Consider the following 22263-nt stretch of genomic DNA (forward strand, 5'->3'; position numbering starts at 1 on the left):
ATTATTCGTCTCTTAAGGCTACTATTGGTTTAATTTCGGCCGCTCTTTTCGCAGGGATATAACCCGCTATAGCTCCAAATAAGATTAAAAGCACCGTGGCGCTAATGGCCATGGTCATATCTATAAAGGGATTAGTAATAAAATAATCCTTTAGCTTATCGCCCATAAAGTTTAGTATAGCTATACCCAGAATCATTCCTATAAACCCAGAAATAGTAGTAATAAAAACAGATTCTAAAAGAATAGAACTGATTACAGACCTAGGTGTTGCTCCGAGCGCCTTTCTGATACCCAACTCCTTGGTACGTTCTTTCACCACAAACACCATGATATTACTAATACCTATGATTCCAGCTATAATGGTACCGAAGGCAACAAAGGCGACAATAATCTGAAGCACCCTAGCAAACTGCTGATTTTGTTTTAATTGGTCGGCCACATTCCTTATAAAGAATCCGTTTTGATCTTCTGGACTGATGTGCTTCTTTTCTTTAATAAATCTATTTAAGCTCTTATCTAGTGCCATAGCCCCTACATATCCGATCTCTGGCTTAAACCCAACTATAAATTGATCTATTTTATCTGTATTTTTTTCAATAAGCTGACGGGTAGTATAGGGCATATAGATTAATCGCTCTTCATTATCACCCCCTTCATCTTGGAACACTCCGATAACCTTAAAGGCTATACCTGCAACGTCAATATATTCACCAATAGAATTATTGGAACCAAAGAGATCCTGTTCTACCAGCCTACCAATCACCACATATTTGGTCCTGTTCTTAATATCCTCATTATTGAGGTAACGACCTTTCATCATTATGGTCTTTTCCGCATATTGATGCGCCGGCCCCACTGCACGTGTAGTATAGTTATTAGATTCGTTTTTATACTTTACCAATCCACTTCTAGTAATTCTAGGTGTAGTGTACTCCACAAACATGGCGAGATTCTTTTCTATATCGACTAGGTCCGAGTTATCAAACTCAATTGTCCTATTAGATTTATACCCTTTGTATGGAATGGTGGTACGCCCTGGAAACACATAAAGAACATTAGTGGCATCGTCGCCAAAAAAATCATCAAAGGTATTGATAAGACCATTCCCCATACCAAACAAGACCACGAAGATTAAAATTCCCAAAGCCACGGTAAATCCCGATAGGAATGTTCGAAGCTTATTCTTCTGAATAGTCTCGAATATCTCTTTCCAATTATCCCTACTGAACATATTGCGCAGCTCTTACTTGGGTTATTTTTTCGTCCTCTATAATAATCCCATCCTTTAAGTGAACTATTCTTTTACACATTTTTGCAATATCTGGTTCATGGGTAACAATTAAAATAGTATTCCCAGCATCATTAATTTTTTGAATCAGGTCCATTACCTCATAGGAAGTCTTACTATCTAGTGCTCCGGTAGGTTCATCAGCCAATAAGACTTTAGGCTCCGCAGCCATAGCTCTAGCGATAGCAACTCGTTGTTTCTGTCCACCAGACAACTCACTTGGCAGATGTCCTGCCCATTCCCTAAGGCCTACTTGCTCCAAATATTTTAAAGCTTTTTCTTGTCGCTCTTTTCTACCCACTTTTTGGTAATACAGCGGAAGTGCTACATTTTCAGCTGCAGTTTTATAATTTATCAGATTGAAGGATTGAAAAACAAAACCCAAAAACTTATTTCTATATTGAGCAGCTTTGGTTTCGTTCATGTTTTTTATAGGCACACCATCTAAGGTATAAGATCCCTCATCTAACTCATCTAGCATACCTAAAATATTAAGAAGAGTAGATTTCCCTGAACCTGAAGACCCCATAATTGCCACCAACTCACCATCTTCAACAGAGAAATTAATCCCTTTTAATACATGCAGGGAGTTACTCCCCATCTTATAAGATTTGTGTAGATCTTTTATTTCAATCATGTTTTATTGAATTAGCTGGTTTTGGTTGCAATTACAGGTATAAGACTAAGCACCTTATAAATTGTTACATTATTATGTGAAAAATATGATAAATTATCATTTAACACCTGATAAACAGAGGTTTATTTTTCTTTAAAAAAATTAATCGCAATACATTAACCTATACTTGATACGATAATCTTTGGTTGTACCGCTTATAATTTGAATCAATACTTAAGCAGGTTTTGGGTAAGATTAGCTGTCCTTATAATACTTTGATAAGGCCCATTATACAGTTAAGCAATTTTCACTTGTAAAAATACGAATAAGATAATGATACCGAACTGCATATCTTTTCCAATCCATAAATCAAATCTCGAATAAGTTGTCTTAAATAAATGATGGGTTATATGCAATCAATATAAAGAAAGAGTAGTACGAATTTAATTCTGTACTAGAAATGAGGTAAGAAGGTTAAAGTGAAAAAAGAATATAAGCGGGACTCAATATTACACGAAGTAGACTACCTCGAAGAAGGCCCACAAGGCATAAATAGGAAAAAAACATATAGATTTCTCGGACCGCTTTAACGGATGCGGACAAGCCACGGAGCAACTTGCCTAACGGCAGTCAGGTTCAAATCTCGATCATCTAATAAAGAGTTTTGAACGCCCACTCTAGTAAGATAATTAAAGAAAGATAGTAGTTAAGAAAAACTAGGATTTCATTTTCCTATAGACAAAGAAAAATAGGCCACCCACCAATAGGTATGGCACTGCCATTAGATATACAATCCCATTATTAATTCCTTCGGCCACTGCATTATCTCCACCGGTTTCTAATACCGCCCTACACATTGCACATTGCGCAAAGCTCGATTGCGGCAACATCATAAAAACAAATAACAGAGTCAGTACCAAATACTTCATCTTAGTTCCACGAAATTTGTTAGAGAGTACATTAACTTTAGCTTCCATAATAAGGGGATATCATTAAATAAACAACCACTCCGCTTACTGCCACATATAACCATATAGGAAAAGTAAACTTTGCAAGTTTTCTATGAGCTTCAAATTGCTTTAAATAGGCCTTAGCAAAGGTACGCAACACTAAGGGCACAATTACTATAGATAAAATAATATGCGTTATCAAAATAAAATAATACACATATTTTATTGGTCCTTCTCCACCGAATGTAGTAGAGTCTGACGTCATGTGATAAGCAACGTACATTATCAAGAAAGCAAGAGATAGGGCAATACAGCCTGTCATAATTTTTTTATGCAATTCTAGCTTACCCTGTTTCACTGCAACTACTGCAACCACCAATAAAATAGCAGTAAGACCATTAACTGAAGCGTATATTGGCGGTAAAAACCGCAAAGGCTCTACATTAGGTAATTTAACTCCAAAGAGCAAGGCTACCACAAGCGGAATCACAATAGACACCACATTAATGAGCTTATTAAACTTCTTTTCTTTAGCTAAATCTAACTCCATTTATTCCTGTAATAATTTTCTAATATCTTGTTTAAGTATGGATATCTGCTCCACTTCTCCATGGTCATTCTCCCCTTCAGACTCTGTTATAGCCCCCCTATAGTATATAATAGGATTACCAAATTTATCTGTTCTTGAGCGTATAAATCCATTTTTATCAATAAGCGCAAATAAACCAGCGTGTTCAAATCCACCAGCTGCATCGGGCATTTGAGCAGCAAATATATTAAACCCGGTATTGGCAAGGTCATATATATCTTTCATATCACCAGTTAAAAAATGCCAATCCATATTGGTAACACCATAATCCTCCGCATAAGCTTTTAAAACGGCTGGCGTATCATTTTCAGGATCAATTGTAAAGGAAGCAACTCCGAAGTCGTCAAACTCTTTAAATTCGTCTTGCAAAGACACCAAGTTTCTATTCATTATAGGACAGATGGTAGGACAAGAAGTGAAGAAAAACTCCACTATATAAACTTTTCCATCATAATCACTATTTGTAATCATAAGACTATCCTGATTATAAAAGGCGAAAGAAGGAACTTTTTTCCTTTTCCCGTTTATTTCTATGAAGGCCAATCTCTCATTACCTTCTTTAAGGTTCATCCTATCATTTTGTGTTACGGTACCTTCCTGAAGTCGATCAATAATTCTAGGAATAAAAATAATCCCAAAAACTAAGATTACAAGAGATATCCAGACGTAAGCGTATTTATTCTTTTGCATTGTATTTATCTATCTGCTTTATTCTTCTTTAAGGCCATACGGTATTCAGCTAAAACGATTTTAATATCATCAATCATCTTATTATTAAGCTCAGCTACCTCTAAGGCGTTAAACCCGTATTTAACCCCTTCATCTTCATCATCGTCTCTACCTCTTAGCGCTCTTTCCTTATCCACAATAAAGACATATGGAGTTCCCAAGTCGTCTTTTAGAGCGATGTTAGTACCTAAGCTATTAAACTGATCTCTAATTTGCTGTTCATCTCCAAAAACAAATTTCCATTTAGAAACATCTGCTAATTGCCCCAGCTCCAACTTAAGGGACTCCACAGCAGCCTCCGTTCCCTTTGGCATAACCATTACAAACTGAAAATCTTGAAACTCGTAAAAACGCTTATAAATTTTTTGATTCAAATTAAAAGCTTGTGCTTGCTGATGTTGGATATTTTGCCCCAGGAATCCTAAGACGGTAATTTTCCCTTGAAGCGACACTTCGTCCTGATTAAAACCTATTTCCGAAACCTCTTCTGTAAGCTTGGATAGTTTTCCAAAATTAGTAACCCCGGAGGCAAAGAATAGATAAATTACAATAGGTAAAACAAATAATACAACAAGGACAAATGTTTTTTTCATCTGTATAGAATTACGTGAACCATAATACAAAATAGGAAGTATAATACCGTCCTTTTACAGCCCGTACAAAAATAAAAAAGACGGTTGTTAAACCGTCTTTTAAGTTGTTAATTATTCGTTAGAAGTTCCAAGCGATAAAACTATCTTTTAAAACATTGTAGATATAATCTGCCTCGAATAACATTATAAAAATAATGTACGAGATTAAGAACACGGGCGTCCAAACGATGATTCTTCTGAAAGAAGTTTTTTCATCTCGCAAGTGCATAAAGTCCCATGCAATATAATAAGCTTTAACAATGGTTAAAATAATGAAGATCCAGTTTAACAATTTCATTCCTAGAAAATGGGAATGAACCAAGCTCTCTGGCTTTATAATTCCTAAAATTACTTCTATTGCAGTTATTACACTAAGCAATATTAATACTCCCCATATCTTTTGAATATTGGATTTAAACTTCCAACGCCCTCTAAAAATTGCCAACTTATGTTCTTGTGCCATTTTAATTATATTTTTTTACGTCTTATGACAGATAATAAGATTTCGTTATTAATTACACTAAATAGAAGAAGGTAAATACGAATACCCACACCAAATCCACAAAGTGCCAGTAGAGTCCAACTTTCTCTACCATTTCATAATGCCCTCGTTTCTCATAGGTCCCGAGCAACACATTAAAGAATACTATAATATTCAACATAATTCCCATACTAACGTGGAAACCGTGGAAACCAGTAATAAAGAAAAACAGGTCTGCAAAAAGTCTATTACCATATTCGTTGTGTATTAGGTTTGCACCTTCTACCACCATTACTGCCTCATCTAATTTCTTTACACTATCCTCTCTAGAAAGGACTGTTTTCTCTCCTCTTTCTGTCAATTGCTCTACACGCACAACAACATTAGGATCTGCTTTTACACCTTCTATCACCTCATTAAGAGAATAACTTGGAAGGGCTTTATCTCCATAGTACCAAACACCATTTTTACGTTCGTGATTTACACGCTCGCCTGGAATCGTTTTAGCGAAGTCTTTAAGTGCTAAACGCTCACCGGTATCAGCAGCCTGAAACTGAATGATACGCCCCCCTTTGGTCTCTAAAGCACCATAATCTCCTTTTATAAAGGTAGCCCACTCCCAAGCCTGAGACCCAATAAACACAAGTCCACCAAGCACAGTTAGGAACATATACCAGGTTGTTTTCTTCTTATCCATACGATGTCCGGCATCCACTGCCAACACCATAGTTACGGAAGAAATAATCAGGACAAATGTCATGAAAGCTACATAATACATAGGATAGCTCCCATGAAAAAATGGAACGTGAGTAAAAACCTCATCGGCAATAATCCAAGAATCAGCAAACTTAAATCTTGCAAAACCGTATGCCACCAGAAAACCCGCAAAGGTTAATGAATCAGAAACAATAAAGAACCAAATCATCATTTTGCCATAACTGGCACCTAATGGTTTGTTATTCCCTCCGCCCCAAACGTTCTCCTCTGCAACCGTAGTAACCGTAGAATCCATATATAAGTTATCGTGTTAATAAAATTTTCACAAATTTACATTTTTTTCGGCTAAACCAAATTTTTGCCATTTAAAATTGGTTAAAAAAATACATTCTAAATAAGGGCCGAAACAATATATCCTATCTATCTAATAATTAAGCAAATCATTATTTAACGAAATACATAAACAGAATCAAATATACCCAAAGAATATCTAGAAAATGCCAAAAGGTAGCCCCTAATTCCAATCCAAGCATATTCTCAGAAGAATACTTTCTCTTAAAATGATTAACCACCACCACTAAAAGCGTAATAATACCTGCCACTACATGCACAACGTGTACCGCTGCAATTAGAAACACATAAGACATCTTAATACTACTGGTAGGTCCGGTAAAATAATACCCTTGAGCTATCATTTGGGAAAAACCACTAAATTGAAATATTACAAATGCAATCCCAAGACCTAAGGTAATCAACAACCAATTAGTACATTGCTTATACTCATCTTTTGCAATTGCTCTTTTTGCCAACCAGTACGTAATACTACTTAAAATAATAATCACAGTACTCACAAAAAAAGCGGAAGGCAAGGCAATATCATCCAACCAATCTTCTCTAGAACTACTAACTATATAGGCACTAGTCCAACCTGCAAACCCCATCACAAGGCTTACAATCCCAAACCAAAGCATCATCTTTCTTGCCCTCTCGTTCTTTATCTTCTTAGTTCCTTGAGTTAAGTCCATCTGTATTAAATAAATTTATCGATTACGTACACCAGTTGCATTAATGTGATATAACTAACACTGGCCAACATTAATTTTCGTGCTGATGCATTATCCCTCTTTTCATATAAACGAAAAGCAAAAAAGAGCATCCCTAATCCCATCAAAAATATGATTACAGCAGCTACTATAGATAGTTGCAATCTCCCTGTAATTCCAAACACTGGGATAATAGATATAACAATCATCCAAAGGGTATACATGATAATTTGCAAGGCAGTACCTCTATCTTTCTTACCTGTTGGCAGCATTTTAAATCCACCTCTTTTATAATCATCATCCAACATCCATCCTAAAGCCCAAAAATGCGGAAACTGCCAGAAAAACTGGATCATAAATAAGGTACCAGGCTCTATCCCGAAATTATCTGTCGCAGCAACCCAGCCTAACATAAAGGGTATCGCCCCAGGAAAAGCACCAACAAACACGGACAAGGGTGTTTTTGTTTTTAATGGGGTATAAACACTAGTATATAAAAATATAGAAATGGCGCCAAACATGGCTGTCTTAGGGTTCAAGAAATAAAGAGTAACAATCCCTAAAATAGTAAGCACTACCGCTATGATCATTGCTGTAGAAACAGACATCCTACCCGCAGGAATAGGTCTGTTTTTAGTACGCTTCATTAGAGCATCTAAATCTTTCTCGATTACTTGATTATAGGCATTAGAAGCACCTACCATGCAGTAACCCCCAAAAGCTAGCAATAAAACGGAAATATAATCTACCTCAACGGCACCTAGTAAATATCCTGCTATGGAAGAAAAAACCACACTAACAGCAAGCCTTACCTTTGTAATCTCCTTGAAATCAGAAAAATACATTGCGAAAGAATCGCTTTTCACCGAACTAATAGCCGTTTTCATCAACCTTTTTTATAAAAGCGCAAAGATACATTGCCTTACATATTCTTGCAACCAATTATCAAGGTTTATTATTAAAGAACATACTATTTAACGAACCATTTAACAGAAAACCGTGTTCGCTACAATTCATGAACGATATAAAACAAAAAATCCCGAGCCTAGGCTCGGGATTTTTAATATAATATATACTCTTAAATCTATTACTGCAACTTAAAGGTAATTGGAATACTAAACGGTACACGTACAGCTCTACCTCTTTGCTTACCTGGAATCATTTTAGGTAACTTCTCAATAATACGAGCTGCTTCGGCTTCAAGGTTTTTATCTGGACCTCTCATCCTTACATTTCCGATACTACCATCCTTTTGAATAACGAACATTATATTCACTCTACCTTGAACACCCATTTCTTGAGCAATCTCAGGATAACGGAAGTTTTTACTAATGTGCTTTTGCATCATAGAGTTAAAACAAGCTCTTTTGTCTTTTTCATTTTCACAACCTGGGAAAATTGGCACGTCTTCAATAACTGCGAAAGGAATATCAAGGTCTTCTTCCACCTCTTCTACTTCCACATCTTCCACCTCTATAACTTCTTCTTCCTGACTAGTTTCAGTAGATTCAATTACCGTCTCCTCAATCTCCTCTTCATCTTCAACAACTTCAATCACTTCAGGTGCTGCTGGTGGCGGTGGTGGCGGTGGAGTTTTTATCTGTTCTGTCATAGGTACTTCTTCATCCAAAGTATCCTCTACATTCATTGTATAGTCAAAATTGTTATCGTCATCATAAGTTTTCCATTCGAAGGCTACCCACGTTAACGCTAACACCACAACCAAACCAATAACGAAATATAGTCCGCTATTTCTTGTTAAATCCGCCTTAGGATTCTTTTTAAGCTCCATAGTTTATAAGTTTATTGTTCGCTAATTTATATATTTATTTTATCTGTTTAAAATTTTTTCAAGAAAATAGAGAAAAAATTTTAAATACCCTTTCAGGAGCACCTAGTTCATCTTTTAATAATCCTTTAACATTATCTTAGATGAGTGCAGTTTGCCACTACACAAACGTTAATCTTCATAAAACCGTTAAGGTATACTATAGTTCCTCTGAAACCTTTGACAAGATATTCAAAAAAATATTAATTTTTCCATTTCAGAGGAGTATTCCCTGAAAAAATCCATTTTACCACTAATCCGCCTAACACAGCACCAACACTATTGGCCAAAACATCTAATATATCTCCTTGGCGATAGGAAGTAAACACTGCTTGTAATACTTCAATAATTATGCCATAAAGAACTGCAAACCCAACAACAGAGAAAATGGTTTTACGGAGGGAGAAACGACCTTTAGATCTTTCCCAGATACACATTGACCCTAAAACTGTAGCGCCAAAATAAAAAGAGAAGTGAACAAACTTATCAAAATGTGGAATTTTAATTTTAGGAAGCTCCGTATTCCCACTAAAAGAAAATAAGCTGAGTAGTGTCACTAACACTATCCAGCTTATAAATGCAGTAGTAAAAAGGTATCTTTTAAGCACCTACTAACTCTTTGTAGTCAGTGTCTGCCATTAGATCTTCCATCTCAGAAGCATCACTGATCTTGATCTTTATAATCCAGCCTTCGCCGTAAGGATCACTATTTACTTTTTCAGGCTCATCCTCCAAAGACTCATTAAAGGCAATAATCTCTCCGCTTAATGGCAGAAAAAGATCGGAAACAGTTTTAACCGCTTCTACCGATCCAAAAACCTCATCTTTATCTAAGGTCTCATCTAAGGTTTCCACCTCAACATAAACTATATCGCCAAGCTCTCCTTGTGCGAAATCAGTAATTCCTACTGTAGCAATATCACCATCTACTTTTACCCACTCGTGGTCCTTGGTGTATTTTAAATCTGAAGGTATATTCATTATTTCTATTTATTAAAAAAACAAATGTAAAAGAATATCCTAAGCAAATCAATATTACACATTTAAACTTTTCTATTTATTCTTGGATTTATTAATAAGCGGGTTATTCTAGCACCTTCTTAAACCCTAAACCTTAGTTCCCAAAATTATATACCAAGGTAAACCCAGTATTAATAGATGTTTGAGGAAAAGCAGTAGAAACCGCAAATTTGGAGAAGGAGTGATCGTAAAAGAACAGTGCATTTAAACTTTTACTCAACGCATAGTCTGCCCTAAACTTTAGAGACATAATATTTTTACCAGAGGTAATCTGATTATTGTCTATATCTAAATTTCTAATTATAGTAACGTCGTCTCTTAATGTTAAATCGGCTTTCAGATTTAAATCTCCTTTTAAGCGCTGCTGATCTCCCCCAATATTAGTAACAAATTTCACATCTTTAAACCTATACCCTAACCCTATGGTATATTCCTTCCCAGTGATTTCTGTCATTAAATTATTATCAAAACTTAAAGCAAGCGCCCTATCGGTTCTAATTTCAGCTAAAACACTCATAGAATTTCGCATTTCAAAATCTACTTTCACCAAGGGATTAAACTGATCTGTTAGCACCACATTATTCATTATGGTCTCTGGTAGAAAATCCTGATTTTCCATATTTATAGGCTCCAATCCCTCATTCACCATTTGAGTACGCTCTAAATTAGTCTGAAAAGAATTGATGCTATAAGCAGATCGATATCCATGGGTTAAAGAAAAACGATTAAACTTCTCTTTAAACCAAGAATTACGCATAAGCCCCGTATATTTTATACTCCAGTTAGGGATAGGGAAATTCCGCATAGCGCCAAGACTTACCTTATTGGCATCTTGTCCGGTATAGGCAGCAAAAAACGCTGGCAATAATACATCTTGACTAGTTTTCCCATAGCGCTCTGGAAACCCATCGCTATCTACAACGCCCGTGTCATGATTACGCTCTGCAACAATTCTCTCTGCCACGGTAAGTCGGTTTTTCTTAAAGGCATCAAAATTAGCAGAACCAAACTCGTCGCTTTTATTGAACACCGTGCTAATCATCATGGTAGAAATACTGAAATTCCCAAAATTATTCCCCAGGAGATTTACATACTCAAAGGCATTGTTTCCTAAATCTTCAACATTAAAACTTTCCTTATAACTTTCGGAAAACTGCCTATCGGCTACCAAGTCAATAGTAAGGTCCCTAGTGGGTTGTGCCGTTGCTGTTATATTCAATTGCCTATTTGTATTTTCCATATACTGCTGACTAAATTCTGGAAAAGTAGTTAGCCAACCATTTTTAGCAGCCTCAAAACGTACGTCTGCCTGACTCCCGAATACAAAGCCTATAGTAGGCTTAGCAGTACCTATAAATCCGACTGACTTAGTATAACCCGGAAGAACTTTACCATTATTCTCACTATAGGTAACGTTTACACGTTTAACCATAGTAAGCACATCTATAAGAGCATTTACCCCCGAGTTGTTAGTCTTTGTAACATCCTCCTCATTGTTCTGTGCATTAGCAGCCCTAGCTAAATTGGTTTGCCCTCTTACTGGTGTCCTTGTATTTTTCCTCCCTAACCCAATAGCATCATAGAATTTCTGCATACTCAGAGAGGTAGTTAAATTATGAGTATTAGCATTTTGCACTGTATTCACATCTTCTCCAGCCACCTCACGAATAGCATCACCACCACGTTGCCAATCAAAATTACTGGTATATGTGTATTGTGCATTTATAAAATCCAGGAAAGGGATTTTATTAAAAGGCAACTCATAATTCAATTGCAATTCTTGGGAATGTCTATTGGGTTCACCAATATCAAAAAACCCATCCCATAGGCCTAGGGCGGGATCAATACCAGAATCTGGATCCCCATCCGTAGCGAAATAATTTCTTACTATATTATTATTAGAAGCGGTAAGGTTTAGTCGCAATGACTTTGTTAAGCTATAATTAATAGCATACTGCCAGTTAAAAAGATAGTTTCGTTGTTGCAGGAATGGAAGTTCTAGCTTTTCTACACCAGGCTCAAAAACATCTCTAAACTTCTGCTGATTAAAAGCTCTATTAAAGTTAGATTGAAGCGAGACACTTGCTGGCAATACGTTTATATTTAAGTCTTTTAGCCACTTCCAATACCTACTTGTAAAAAGAGAGTCTTTTTTAGCAAAGGGCTCAACAGAAAGCGGATCAAAATTATGGTTGTAAACAAAGCCTGTTACAACATTTTGATCATGAAGTTCTGCAATCTCAAAATCACGATGATTTACTTCATTATAGGAGTAATTAAAGGTAAAATTCTCCACATCATAAAAACGAGCTTTGGAGTCTGCTGCTTTATCTTTTCTAACCCCTATAAAGTTTATACTAGTTCTTTTAGTGTAATCTTCCCCTTGTTGCTTCACTGCTTCTGCATCTTCTGCAGATTGAGCAGCGGAAATTCTGTCTTTTAATTTTAAATCGTCATATACTGGATCAAACTCGGGGGTAATTAATTGTTCCGAAATACCGTAATTAAATGGTAATTGAAGCCCCCATGTTTTAGGGAAAAGTTGACCAAAATTAACATTGGTAACCATATCGTATGAGATAGCATCTTCTCTAGCACGCTCATTAGGCATTTGATCTATAGAACCAAAACCGGAGGTACTCTTACTACCTGTAGCGGATAGGGTAGCAAAATCTGCCATATTCATATCTACTGCTGCAATAGCTGCCCACCCCCCATTATTATCTAATCCTGCCAAACGAAGCTCATTAAACCAAACCTCTCCCCTTGCTGGAAGGTCGTCATCATTCTTTATCCCCACCATCATACTACGGATACTCCCTAAAGAAGGATTTCCACGGATACCAATACGAACCTTACCAAGCGTTCTAGGGTCGAATTCATTTACCTGTACCGCCACTCCATCTACAATCTCATAATAATTTATGGTATTAAGGCTCTGAGAAGCTATTCCTGCCGATTTTACTTTTGAAAGATCATCTAAAGCTAAATCCAGTTGATTAACATCTGGCCATATTTCTGTAGCCGAAGTAGCTCCAAAAGAAGTGAATTGTAACGGCAGTTCTATTTGATAATAATTCTGTGAGAAATCGGTTCCTATTCTCAAAAATCCAACCAAGGGATGTTCATCATCAGCATAGTCCGTTTCTACCATCTCTTCTGCATGCATAAACATTTTTAATCGTTTATACTGCCGTATATCTACATTAATATTTTTAAAAACACCCCTAGAGTCCTTAGGCTCCAAATTATCTACCTTAAAGGACATAGACTGTTCATTTTGTCTAATTATAGTGTTGTTATTGTTAAGTCGTTCTCTTTCTACTCCCGGCGGCAACACATAAGGAATAGGGCTTCTATTGGCATTCTCCTCAATATTAACAGCGTTTACATCTACTAAAGTTCCATCGTCCGAAGGATTAGAATCCACGTCGGGCTGAAGCGACCTAGTATAGTTTCTCCAATCGCCACGTACGAGATCTAAAGTAGCGAAACGCAAAATTACATCACTAGAAAACCCAGTAAGAAACATCCGCATAAAGCTTATAGACCTAAAGTCGCTTATCCCTCCCTTAGCATCCGTAAAATCACTTAAAGGAATTTTATACTGTATCCAACGCTCGTTTAGGTTATCCCCATTTGGCAAGGTCCTGGTAACCCCTTCTTTAATATCTGTTACATACTTATCATTAATAGAAGTCCCTGGTTTAATTTTGATACGATACTCAAAGTAGCTGTTTACCGTATTCATAGTACCATCCCTATTAATATCCTCCACATCTGGCAAGGTAGTAGACCCCCTGCTTTTATTACTTACTGTTACCGGAGAATTCCCTTGTGGGTTATTATAATTTAAATAGCGGTCTGGGATACTCCCTTCCCTATCCAAGAAATATTCATAATTATCCAAAGCTGGATCTTCTGGCGGACCATTATAGGAAATTCCACCAGCAAAAACATAGGTAGCCTCCTCTTCATCATCAAGGCCATCAAAACCAACGTCTTGTTTCTTTCTATTATTTTCATCTGCATCAAAGGCGTAAACTAAGGATTGGGTTGCAGGCACTTTACCCCATGCTGTTTTATAGGTAAGATCGTTAGAATCAGCATCAACAGGCAAGCCGTTCTCATATTGTTTTCTCCCATCAGGTAAAATATCCTCAGAGATATTTCCAAAATTTATCACTAGATCTCCAGGACCGTTAGCAATTCCATCTACATAGGGATCCAACACCCAAAACTGAAGGTATTCTACATTAGACTGCTCAAAATTGGTACTATTAAGGGAACGCATTATCCCTCCCCACTTATCTTCTGGTCGTTCTACGTCAAAATTAGGGTTGGCATTATAGGGTCCTTTTAGATTAGGGTAGTAGGCAAGATCTAGGGTATTTTGCGCCAAAGTCTGCCCTTGCGGAACGTCTTGGTTAAACACATCTTGAATATAGATACGCCTAGTTTCATTAGTAGAAATATCATCATCCCTAATACTCGATGGCCTTTGATTGGAATAGAAAATAGGATCTATGGTATACCATGCTAGTTTTGCCCTACCAAATCCAGATTCCATGCTGTTATCTGCTGCCAGATATTCTATTGGCGGACTAGCCAATGACCACCCCAAGAAAGACCTAATATCTATTAATGACTGAGCTCCTTCAAAATCGTCCAAATAGGTTGTGGTCTCTCCTTGAAAATTAGCATTCTTTGGAGAACTAGGTTTTAAAAATGCCACTTCTCCACGAACAGATAGATTAGACGCTACGTCTGTAACGATATTGGGGAGTTTATTCACTAATCGAGTTAAGAATGGCACTTCTGTAGAGAAGTTACTATTTAAACCGAAGATTGTATTATTAACCGGCTCTACCCCATAATTAGATTTCTGCGTCAACGGTCTCTCATTAAGATTTAACAAGGTACCGCCTAGCACAAAATTTTTATTAAACTGATGTTCTACGTTAACCCCAGCAAAACGTCTTGTCTGCTGACCGAAAACTGCATTATTCTCCACAGAAATATTTATAGGAGTATTAGATGCTTCCAAACTAGGGTCTAAAATCTGCACCGTCCCCGCCTGATAGTTCACCGTATAATCTATCCCTTCTTGTAATTGACGACCTCCTGCTGTTACCCTTACGGACCCTTGAGGCACATTAAATGCCCCTATAGGAATACCACTTGCGCCTTGAGACTTGTATCTTCCCTTAAGGATAAACTTATTTTTATCGGCATCTTGCTGTGCGGCTGCCGATGGTAATGCATACATACTTCTAAATACGTATTTCTTTTGATTGGCATTATACCCCTGATCATTTTCCACTTCATAGGTACCTCCTCCTAGCAGATTAAATAAAAACTCTCCAAAGGGCTCTACTTTTGTAAAGATGATATTTCCAGTCTGCGTATCTATTGTAATTCCGGGAACAAAGTCGAAAAATCCATCCCCGCCAGGTTGAATGTCGTTGTAGTTATTTAGCCGGTCTAAATTAAAGACATCTAATAGTATCCGCTCTTCTAGTGGTTTGGGTGCATTAGGCCAACCACTACCTGGACCCGACTCTACCGGAGTAATATAGTTTCTAGGTGTTGTTTCGTTATAAAGAATATTAAATTTAAAATCCTCATGACTCAATTGATATGCACCAGTAGCATAAATATTTTTCATCATAAGATCCCAAATGGGGTCTACCACATTGGTAATATTACTTTTCAGTAATTTTAGGATCAAGGTGTTATTATTCACAGGAATTTCAGCTCCTGGAGACACTGTGGTGGCATCTAATCCGCCGTTGGCAAACTCACCTACCTGGTACACTTCCCCGTTATAAGTATATTGAAAAGCCACCCCTAACACCTCATCATTACTTAGGCGTTGGTTTAAGGAGACATACCCCAATTGCGAATTATAATTATAATCTCTTCCCGGTTCCAATTTTCGGGCATTTTCCAAAATAGCGTAGTCAAAACCTTGATTTACGGAATACCCAGGAACGTTAAATCCACTCTTTACAGTGGCAATGTCTCTAATATTACTATTTAATGCCCCACCATTTCCAATAAGTGCTGGGTTATAATCATTTGCTGCGTTCCTTGGTAGGTTACCCGCTGAAGAAGTGTTGAAGAATCCGGCTGGATCCCCATTATTTCTTCCAATCCGAGTTCTATCGTTTACAGCCTCCCCTAAATCCTGAATTGCTACCACATTCCGAATATTTAAGGTTTGTTGACTTCTATTAGTTACCCAAACCTCTAGTCTAGTAATCTGAACCTGACTACGGATATAAGGATAGTTTGCTAAGGCATCATCATAATTATCTCTAAAATAATGCGCTAGAAAAAAGTGTTTATCGGCGTCGTAATCTTGAGCTCGTAGTTCAAAATCATTAACTGCACCTCCGCCTTGTGCTACTACAGTATTACTTTGGGAACGTTGTTCAGAGAACACTCCGGTAACTGTTGTTTTACCAAATTGCAGCTGGGTCTTTACCCCGAACAAGCTTTGCGCCCCTGTAATTAGGGAGCTGTTTAGCGGCATGCTCACATTCCCCACCTCAATTTTTTGAAGTATATCGTCCTCAGAAGGGGTGTAATCTAATTTAACAAGATTCTGAAAATCAAAAGTAGCCTCAGTATCGTAATTAGCAGTTACTTGTAATCTTTCTCCAATCTTCCCTAGCATACTTAAGCTAATCCGCTGATCAAAATCAAATGAGAGGTTGGTACGGTTACGTGGAGATAGAGAGGGGTTATCATTTTTCTGCCAAATTACACCTAAATCCATTGCTACAGAACCTTGAGGAATTACTTCTATAGTATTTCCACCAAAGACACTCTCAAAAAAACTATTGTTGACGTAGAAATTTGGAAGTAAATTTTTCCTAGCAGCTTCACTACCCGCCTTTTTTCCAGAATAAGCATCTATTTTCTCTTTAAAATAGGCTTTCATTCCTTCCCTACGGGCCAATTCCATATATTCCTCTGGAGTAAGGATAATAGGGTAGCTAATATCAAAATCGCCTACTTTAACAGAATAAATATAACGATCCATTTGAGGATCATAGGTGTATTTTGAAACGATACTGTCGGGATTCTCCATCACCATTTTTCCCAAGGCAACGCCCGTTTTTACCGAGTCTATCTCTTGGGAAGGTGTTTCCTCGCCATCCATATCCTGTGCTAAGACAGTAAAGCCCGTCCCCAAAAAAAATACGAATAGAAAGAAACCCTTAAGTAAGGATTTAAGATTAAGTATAGCCCCCTTTTTCAAATTTGTTATAAATTTTTAAGCGCAAATTTTATGATATCTTCAACGCTCAGTCCGGAATCTTGTCTAATAGCTTTGTCCACCACCTTTTCAGCTTGCTTGCGAACGAACCCAAGAACCTCTAATGCTGATAACGCTTCATCTTTATTTGTATTGCTTGATGGGGCGGAAAGTTCATCAATATCATAAATTTTTAGGATCTTATCTTTTAGATCTAAAATTACTCTCTGTGATGTTTTAGCGCCAATCCCTTTTACTCCCTGAATAGTTTTAGCATCTCCCGCGGCAATAGCATCTCTAATCTGAGATGGACTTAAGGAAGACAACATTGTTCTTGCCGTAGCGGCACCAATACCTGATACCGTCAATAACAATCTAAAAATCTCTCGTTCCGATTTTTCTGAAAAGCCAAACAAGCTATGGGAATCCTCCTTTACCTGTAAATGGGTATACACCTGAACATTCTCCGCATCTCCGATCTTAGAAAATGTATGTAGTGATATGTTTACAAAATAGCCCACTCCAGCACATTCCACAACAAGATAGGTTGGGTTTTTCTCTACTAACTTTCCTCGTAAATGGGTAATCATTGGTCGGTTGTTGGTTTTATAGTTAATTAAAAACGAGGTGTTGTTAAACAAAACGAACACCTCCTATAAAATGGCCAAAAAGAGAAATTTCTCTTTTTGGCGCACTTTATATAAAAGGTTAGGATCTAACACCTATGAAGCAAAAAATTACTTTTTAGCTGCCCTAGCGATTCTTCTTTTTTCCCTTTCCTGGGCGTCTATAACGGCTACAGCGGTCATATTCACCATTTCATCTACACTTGCACCCAACTGAAGAATGTGTATAGACCTTCTTAGGCCAACCATAATTGGCCCAATAGAATCTGCCTGATTTAATTCTTTCAGTAGTTTATAAGTAATATTTGCTGATTCCAAATTAGGGAAAATTAAAGTATTTACCTTTTTCCCTGATATTTTAGAGAATGGGAATTTCTCTTGGTGCAACTCCTTATTTAATGCAAAATCTGTCTGTATCTCACCATCTACTTGCAGCTCTGGATATTTTTCATGCAATATCTTTACCGCTTCCCTCACCTTTAGTGCATGGGGATGGTTAGAAGACCCAAAATTCGCATAAGACAACAAGGCCATAACGGGCGTAAAACCAAAGGTAGTAGCCACATTAGCTGTCATTTTTGCAATTTCTGCAATTTCTTCTGCGTTAGGATCGATATTAATTGAAGTATCTGCCAAGAACATAGGTCCTCTTTCGGTAATCATAATATTTACCGTAGATACCTTCTTTACATTAGCTGCTCTACCTATCACCTCAAACACAGGCTTTACCACTGTAGGATAAGCACGGGAATACCCAGAAATCATTCCATCTCCATCACCTTCCAACACCATCATAGAACCGAAGTAATTTCGCTCCCTCATTTTCCTTTTAGCACCATAGAGACTTACTCCACTACGTTGTCTATTTTCGAAAAATCTTTCTGCATAGCGATTTCGTTGCTCAATGGTATCATCAGATTGGGTATCTATGATTTCTATGTCAGCATCAAAATCTAACTCCTTCATTATTTCCTGAATCACCTTTTTATCCCCTAGCAGTATTGGAATAGCTATTCCTTCATCATAAGCTATTTGAGCAGCCTTTAGGACATCAATATGATCTGCTTCTGCATAGACAATTTTCTTGGGATCCATTTTAGCGCGATCATGTAGTAATCGCACTACCTTATTATCGTTACCCGAGCGTAGCCATAATTCTTCTTTATACTTATCCCAATCCTCAATAGGGGCTTTTGCTACCCCGCTATCCATAGCCGCTTTTGCTACTGCTGGCGGAATTTCTGTAATTAGTCGAGGGTCAAAGGGTTTTGGAATTATATAATCCCTCCCAAACGTAAGTCGCGTTAAACCGTAGGTAATATTCACCTGCTCTGGTACCGTTTCTTCGGTGAGGTCTGCCAATGCTTTTACGGCTGCCATTTTCATAGCCTCATTTATTTTTGTAGCCCTAACATCTAAAGCTCCCCTAAAAATAAATGGGAATCCAAGAACATTGTTAACTTGGTTAGGATGGTCAGATCTACCGGTAGCCATAATAATATCTTCCCTAGTTTTTATTGCTAGGTTATAATCTATCTCCGGATTAGGGTTAGACATGGCGAACACAATAGGATCCTTAGCCATGGACAATAGCATTTCTGGACTTAAAATATCTGCTTTGGAGAGTCCAATAAACACCTCTGCATCTACCATTGCCTCTTCCAAGGTATTTATTTGCCTGTCTGTTGCAAATTCTAGCTTTTCACCACTAAGGTTAGGTCTATCTCTACGGATAACCCCCTTACTATCTAACATTACAATGTTTTCATCTTTAGCACCGAAGGCTTTATATAATCTTGTACATGATACTGCTGCTGCTCCTGCGCCACTTACAACAATACGTACCTCTTCCATCTTTTTCCCGGTGAGCTTAAGTGCATTTAATAATGCTGCTGCAGATATGATTGCGGTTCCATGCTGATCATCATGCATTACTGGAATATCTAACTCTTCCTTTAGTCTTCGTTCTATTTCAAAAGCTTCTGGAGCCTTAATATCCTCTAGATTTATTCCACCAAAAGTTGGCGAAATAATTTTTACGGTTTCTACAAACTTATCTACATCTGTAGTATCTAACTCAATATCGATACTATCTATATCTGCAAAAATTTTAAACAAAAGGCTCTTCCCTTCCATTACTGGCTTGGAAGCCTCAGGGCCAATATCTCCAAGCCCCAATACGGCAGTTCCGTTAGATATTACCGCAACAAGATTCCCTTTTGCGGTATATTTATATACGTTATTCTTGTCTTTTGCAATTTCTAAACAGGGTTGTGCAACCCCGGGAGAGTATGCAAGCCCTAGATCACGCTGCGTAGAATAGGGTTTTGTAGGGACTATTTTAATTTTTCCTGGTTGAGGCTTTGCATGATATACTAATGCTTCTCGCCTAATCCTTTCCTTGCTCATAGGGATTAATTTTAAAAACAAAGTTAACAGTATTCTTTAAATTATAAAGATTTAAAAATGATAACCAATTAGATTCGCATTCCAATTTAAGAAAGAATCAGGAAAAACTGTGTTGATTTAATCGAGTAAGAAATATATTACATACTCTTTAATTGCTTGTTTATCTCCTATAACACTAATCTAGATATCATATTATAAAGAACAACAATATTTATGGTTAAACGAGGGCTATCACCAAATAAATAGGTTTCAAGAGGAAGTTAAATTATTGAATTAAGCGATATAGAATTTTGCCTTGATGAAATTGGCATTGAGAAGTCAACCAGGTTAAAGACACTTTAGAGGTATTTCACTTACTTTTTAAGAAAGTCAATATTCCTAGTAAGTCCAGAAAACTTAGTTCTTTTTACTGCTGATTTTTGGAACACCTTCCTAAAAACTTCTTCAGTAATTTCTTCCCAATCTTTTTTTGTCATGGAGAGCAACTCCGGTTTAGGATTAAATAAGGGTTCTTGATGTGGTTTGGAGAAGCGGTTCCATGGACACACATCCTGACAAACGTCACATCCAAACATCCAATCATCAAATTTCCCATGAAATTCTGATGGGAGCTCCTCTTTTAATTCGATAGTAAAATAGGAAATACATTTACTACCATCTACCACATAGGGTGCTACAATAGCCTGGGTGGGACAGGCATCTAAACAGGCAGTACAGGTGCCGCAATGATCAGTAACCCGGGAATCATACTCCAACTCTAAATCTATGATTAACTCCGCTATAAAATAAAATGAACCCACTTGTTGGGTTAACAGATTACTGTTCTTTCCAATCCACCCCAAGCCACTTTTAGCAGCCCAGGCCTTATCTAATACTGGAGCAGAATCTACAAAGGCCCTTCCGTTGACCTCTCCTATTTCCTCAGAAATAAATTCTTGAAGTTGCCTTAGTTTTGTTTTTATAACATGATGATAATCTTGCCCGTAAGCATATTTGGAAATTTTATAAGTATCGTCCACCTGTTTTTCCTCAGGGTAATAATTAAGCAACAAAGAGATGACGGATTTTGACCCTTCAACCAATTTTGTAGGATCTAAACGTTTATCAAAATGATTCTCCATATACTGCATCTCCCCATTCATATTGTTCTGAAGCCATTTTTCTAATCTAGGCGCTTCCTCTTCCAGAAATTCAGCTTTAGAAATACCACATGACAAAAAACCGAGGCGTTTTGCTTCGGTTTTTATAAGTTCTGTATTTTTATGATGGGCAGACATAGTACTATCGCTTTTCTATCTCCACTTTACTTAGGCTTTGTAAAATCGGAAAACGTTTCAGTTGCTAAAGTACAATTCTCATTTGTAATTTTATATTGCCATCCCACACTTCCTATTAATACAAAGGTCATTTTATAATATTTCTACAGGGATAATTTTAACTTTTTACGAATATCGTTCTTGGCCAAACTTACCTTATAAAACTTTTTCACGCCTTTACGTTTTGCATAATTCACAATATACCTAGTTTCGTATGGCATCCACCCTGAGTGATTCCTATAAATGTCGGACATCATTTTAGATGGCATCCTTACATTTTTATAATATTCGAAAGCATATAAAATATTCCCTTCGTGATCAAAAGTAGCAACTATCCTTCCTTTCTTATCAATAAATCTTACAACGTAGGAATGTACTCCCCCATCATAAAAATCAGATTTCCTAACATCGTATCTAGCAACCTCCTCTTCTAGAACTTGAACACGATCAGGCGTAAACTCGTCCCTAACCTCATCTAAATAAGTAGAATTAATAATAGGCGACACTGTAACTCCAGTTAGCCCTACTTCTTTCACCTCTTCATCTATTTCTTGGGAGAACCCTAGGCTGGCAAGTCCTAGAAACATAATGCCTACAATTAGCTTTTTCATGATGCTATAATTTTATGGATTTATACTTAAGGAAGATGGTTTAATATAGCGCACGACACATAGCAACTATGATGTAATTTCTTTCAATTATATTTTAAAGACTTAAGAACATAATTGGAAGCCAAAAAAACCGGCATCAAA

18 protein-coding genes are annotated in these 22263 nt (G+C 37.1%); all 18 read right to left on the reverse strand.

The window, feature by feature from the left end; translation table 11 throughout:
• Nucleotide 1: 1 nt before the first annotated feature.
• The 18 genes from H344_RS0109300 to H344_RS0109385 all read right to left on the reverse strand — a co-directional run bounded on the left by H344_RS0109300 (nucleotide 2) and on the right by H344_RS0109385 (nucleotide 22122).
• On the reverse strand, nucleotides 2–1231 hold the full coding sequence (locus tag H344_RS0109300; protein WP_026810071.1) for an ABC transporter permease: 1230 nt from the start codon (nucleotides 1229–1231) through the stop codon (nucleotides 2–4).
• Nucleotides 1221–1925 (reverse strand): ABC transporter ATP-binding protein, encoded by a 705-nt coding sequence (locus tag H344_RS0109305; RefSeq protein WP_026810072.1) that lies wholly within the window; start codon nucleotides 1923–1925, stop codon nucleotides 1221–1223. Before H344_RS0109305 ends, H344_RS0109300 begins: the two co-directional genes overlap by 11 nt.
• A 695-nt stretch (nucleotides 1926–2620) precedes the next feature.
• Nucleotides 2621–2881 (reverse strand): hypothetical protein, encoded by a 261-nt coding sequence (locus H344_RS0109310; protein ID WP_394330143.1) that lies wholly within the window; start codon nucleotides 2879–2881, stop codon nucleotides 2621–2623.
• Nucleotides 2871–3404, reverse strand: coding sequence for a DUF420 domain-containing protein (locus H344_RS0109315; protein WP_026810074.1), 534 nt, complete (start codon nucleotides 3402–3404; stop codon nucleotides 2871–2873). Before H344_RS0109315 ends, H344_RS0109310 begins: the two co-directional genes overlap by 11 nt.
• Nucleotides 3405–4133 (reverse strand): SCO family protein, encoded by a 729-nt coding sequence (locus H344_RS0109320; protein ID WP_026810075.1) that lies wholly within the window; start codon nucleotides 4131–4133, stop codon nucleotides 3405–3407.
• A gap of 5 nt (nucleotides 4134–4138) precedes the next feature.
• Nucleotides 4139–4765 carry a hypothetical protein gene (locus H344_RS0109325; RefSeq protein ID WP_026810076.1) on the reverse strand — a complete coding sequence of 209 codons (627 nt, stop codon included), beginning with the start codon at nucleotides 4763–4765 and terminating at the stop codon, nucleotides 4139–4141.
• Nucleotides 4766–4883: 118 nt separating this feature from the next.
• On the reverse strand, nucleotides 4884–5267 hold the full coding sequence (locus H344_RS0109330) for a cytochrome C oxidase subunit IV family protein (protein WP_026810077.1): 384 nt from the start codon (nucleotides 5265–5267) through the stop codon (nucleotides 4884–4886).
• Nucleotides 5268–5319: 52 nt separating this feature from the next.
• Nucleotides 5320–6297, reverse strand: coding sequence for a cytochrome c oxidase subunit 3 (locus H344_RS0109335; RefSeq protein ID WP_026810078.1), 978 nt, complete (start codon nucleotides 6295–6297; stop codon nucleotides 5320–5322).
• Between the two features lie 148 nt (nucleotides 6298–6445).
• A complete protein-coding gene (locus H344_RS0109340; RefSeq protein WP_026810079.1) occupies nucleotides 6446–7027 on the reverse strand; it encodes a cytochrome c oxidase subunit 3 in 582 nt (193 codons plus the stop codon).
• A gap of 5 nt (nucleotides 7028–7032) precedes the next feature.
• Entirely contained in the window at nucleotides 7033–7932 is a 900-nt protein-coding gene (cyoE, locus tag H344_RS0109345; RefSeq protein ID WP_026810080.1) for a heme o synthase, read from the reverse strand.
• 200 nt (nucleotides 7933–8132) lie between these two features.
• A complete protein-coding gene (locus H344_RS0109350; protein ID WP_026810081.1) occupies nucleotides 8133–8837 on the reverse strand; it encodes an energy transducer TonB in 705 nt (234 codons plus the stop codon).
• Nucleotides 8838–9076: 239 nt separating this feature from the next.
• Nucleotides 9077–9481, reverse strand: coding sequence for a VanZ family protein (locus tag H344_RS0109355; protein ID WP_026810082.1), 405 nt, complete (start codon nucleotides 9479–9481; stop codon nucleotides 9077–9079).
• Nucleotides 9474–9854, reverse strand: coding sequence for a glycine cleavage system protein GcvH (gcvH, locus tag H344_RS0109360; RefSeq protein ID WP_026810083.1), 381 nt, complete (start codon nucleotides 9852–9854; stop codon nucleotides 9474–9476). The genes H344_RS0109355 and gcvH overlap by 8 nt, the downstream gene beginning before the upstream one ends.
• A 133-nt stretch (nucleotides 9855–9987) precedes the next feature.
• On the reverse strand, nucleotides 9988–17163 hold the full coding sequence (gene sov, locus H344_RS0109365; protein WP_026810084.1) for a T9SS outer membrane translocon Sov/SprA: 7176 nt from the start codon (nucleotides 17161–17163) through the stop codon (nucleotides 9988–9990).
• Between the two features lie 5 nt (nucleotides 17164–17168).
• Entirely contained in the window at nucleotides 17169–17750 is a 582-nt protein-coding gene (gene ruvA / locus H344_RS0109370) for a Holliday junction branch migration protein RuvA (protein WP_026810085.1), read from the reverse strand.
• Between the two features lie 147 nt (nucleotides 17751–17897).
• Nucleotides 17898–20195 carry an NADP-dependent malic enzyme gene (locus H344_RS0109375; protein ID WP_026810086.1) on the reverse strand — a complete coding sequence of 766 codons (2298 nt, stop codon included), beginning with the start codon at nucleotides 20193–20195 and terminating at the stop codon, nucleotides 17898–17900.
• Between the two features lie 353 nt (nucleotides 20196–20548).
• A complete protein-coding gene (gene queG / locus H344_RS0109380; protein ID WP_026810087.1) occupies nucleotides 20549–21472 on the reverse strand; it encodes a tRNA epoxyqueuosine(34) reductase QueG in 924 nt (307 codons plus the stop codon).
• A gap of 143 nt (nucleotides 21473–21615) precedes the next feature.
• On the reverse strand, nucleotides 21616–22122 hold the full coding sequence (locus H344_RS0109385; RefSeq protein WP_026810088.1) for a hypothetical protein: 507 nt from the start codon (nucleotides 22120–22122) through the stop codon (nucleotides 21616–21618).
• Nucleotides 22123–22263 lie beyond the last annotated feature (141 nt).

The sequence above is a fragment of the Arenibacter latericius DSM 15913 genome, assembly GCF_000424985.1.
GTDB lineage: Bacteria > Bacteroidota > Bacteroidia > Flavobacteriales > Flavobacteriaceae > Arenibacter > Arenibacter latericius.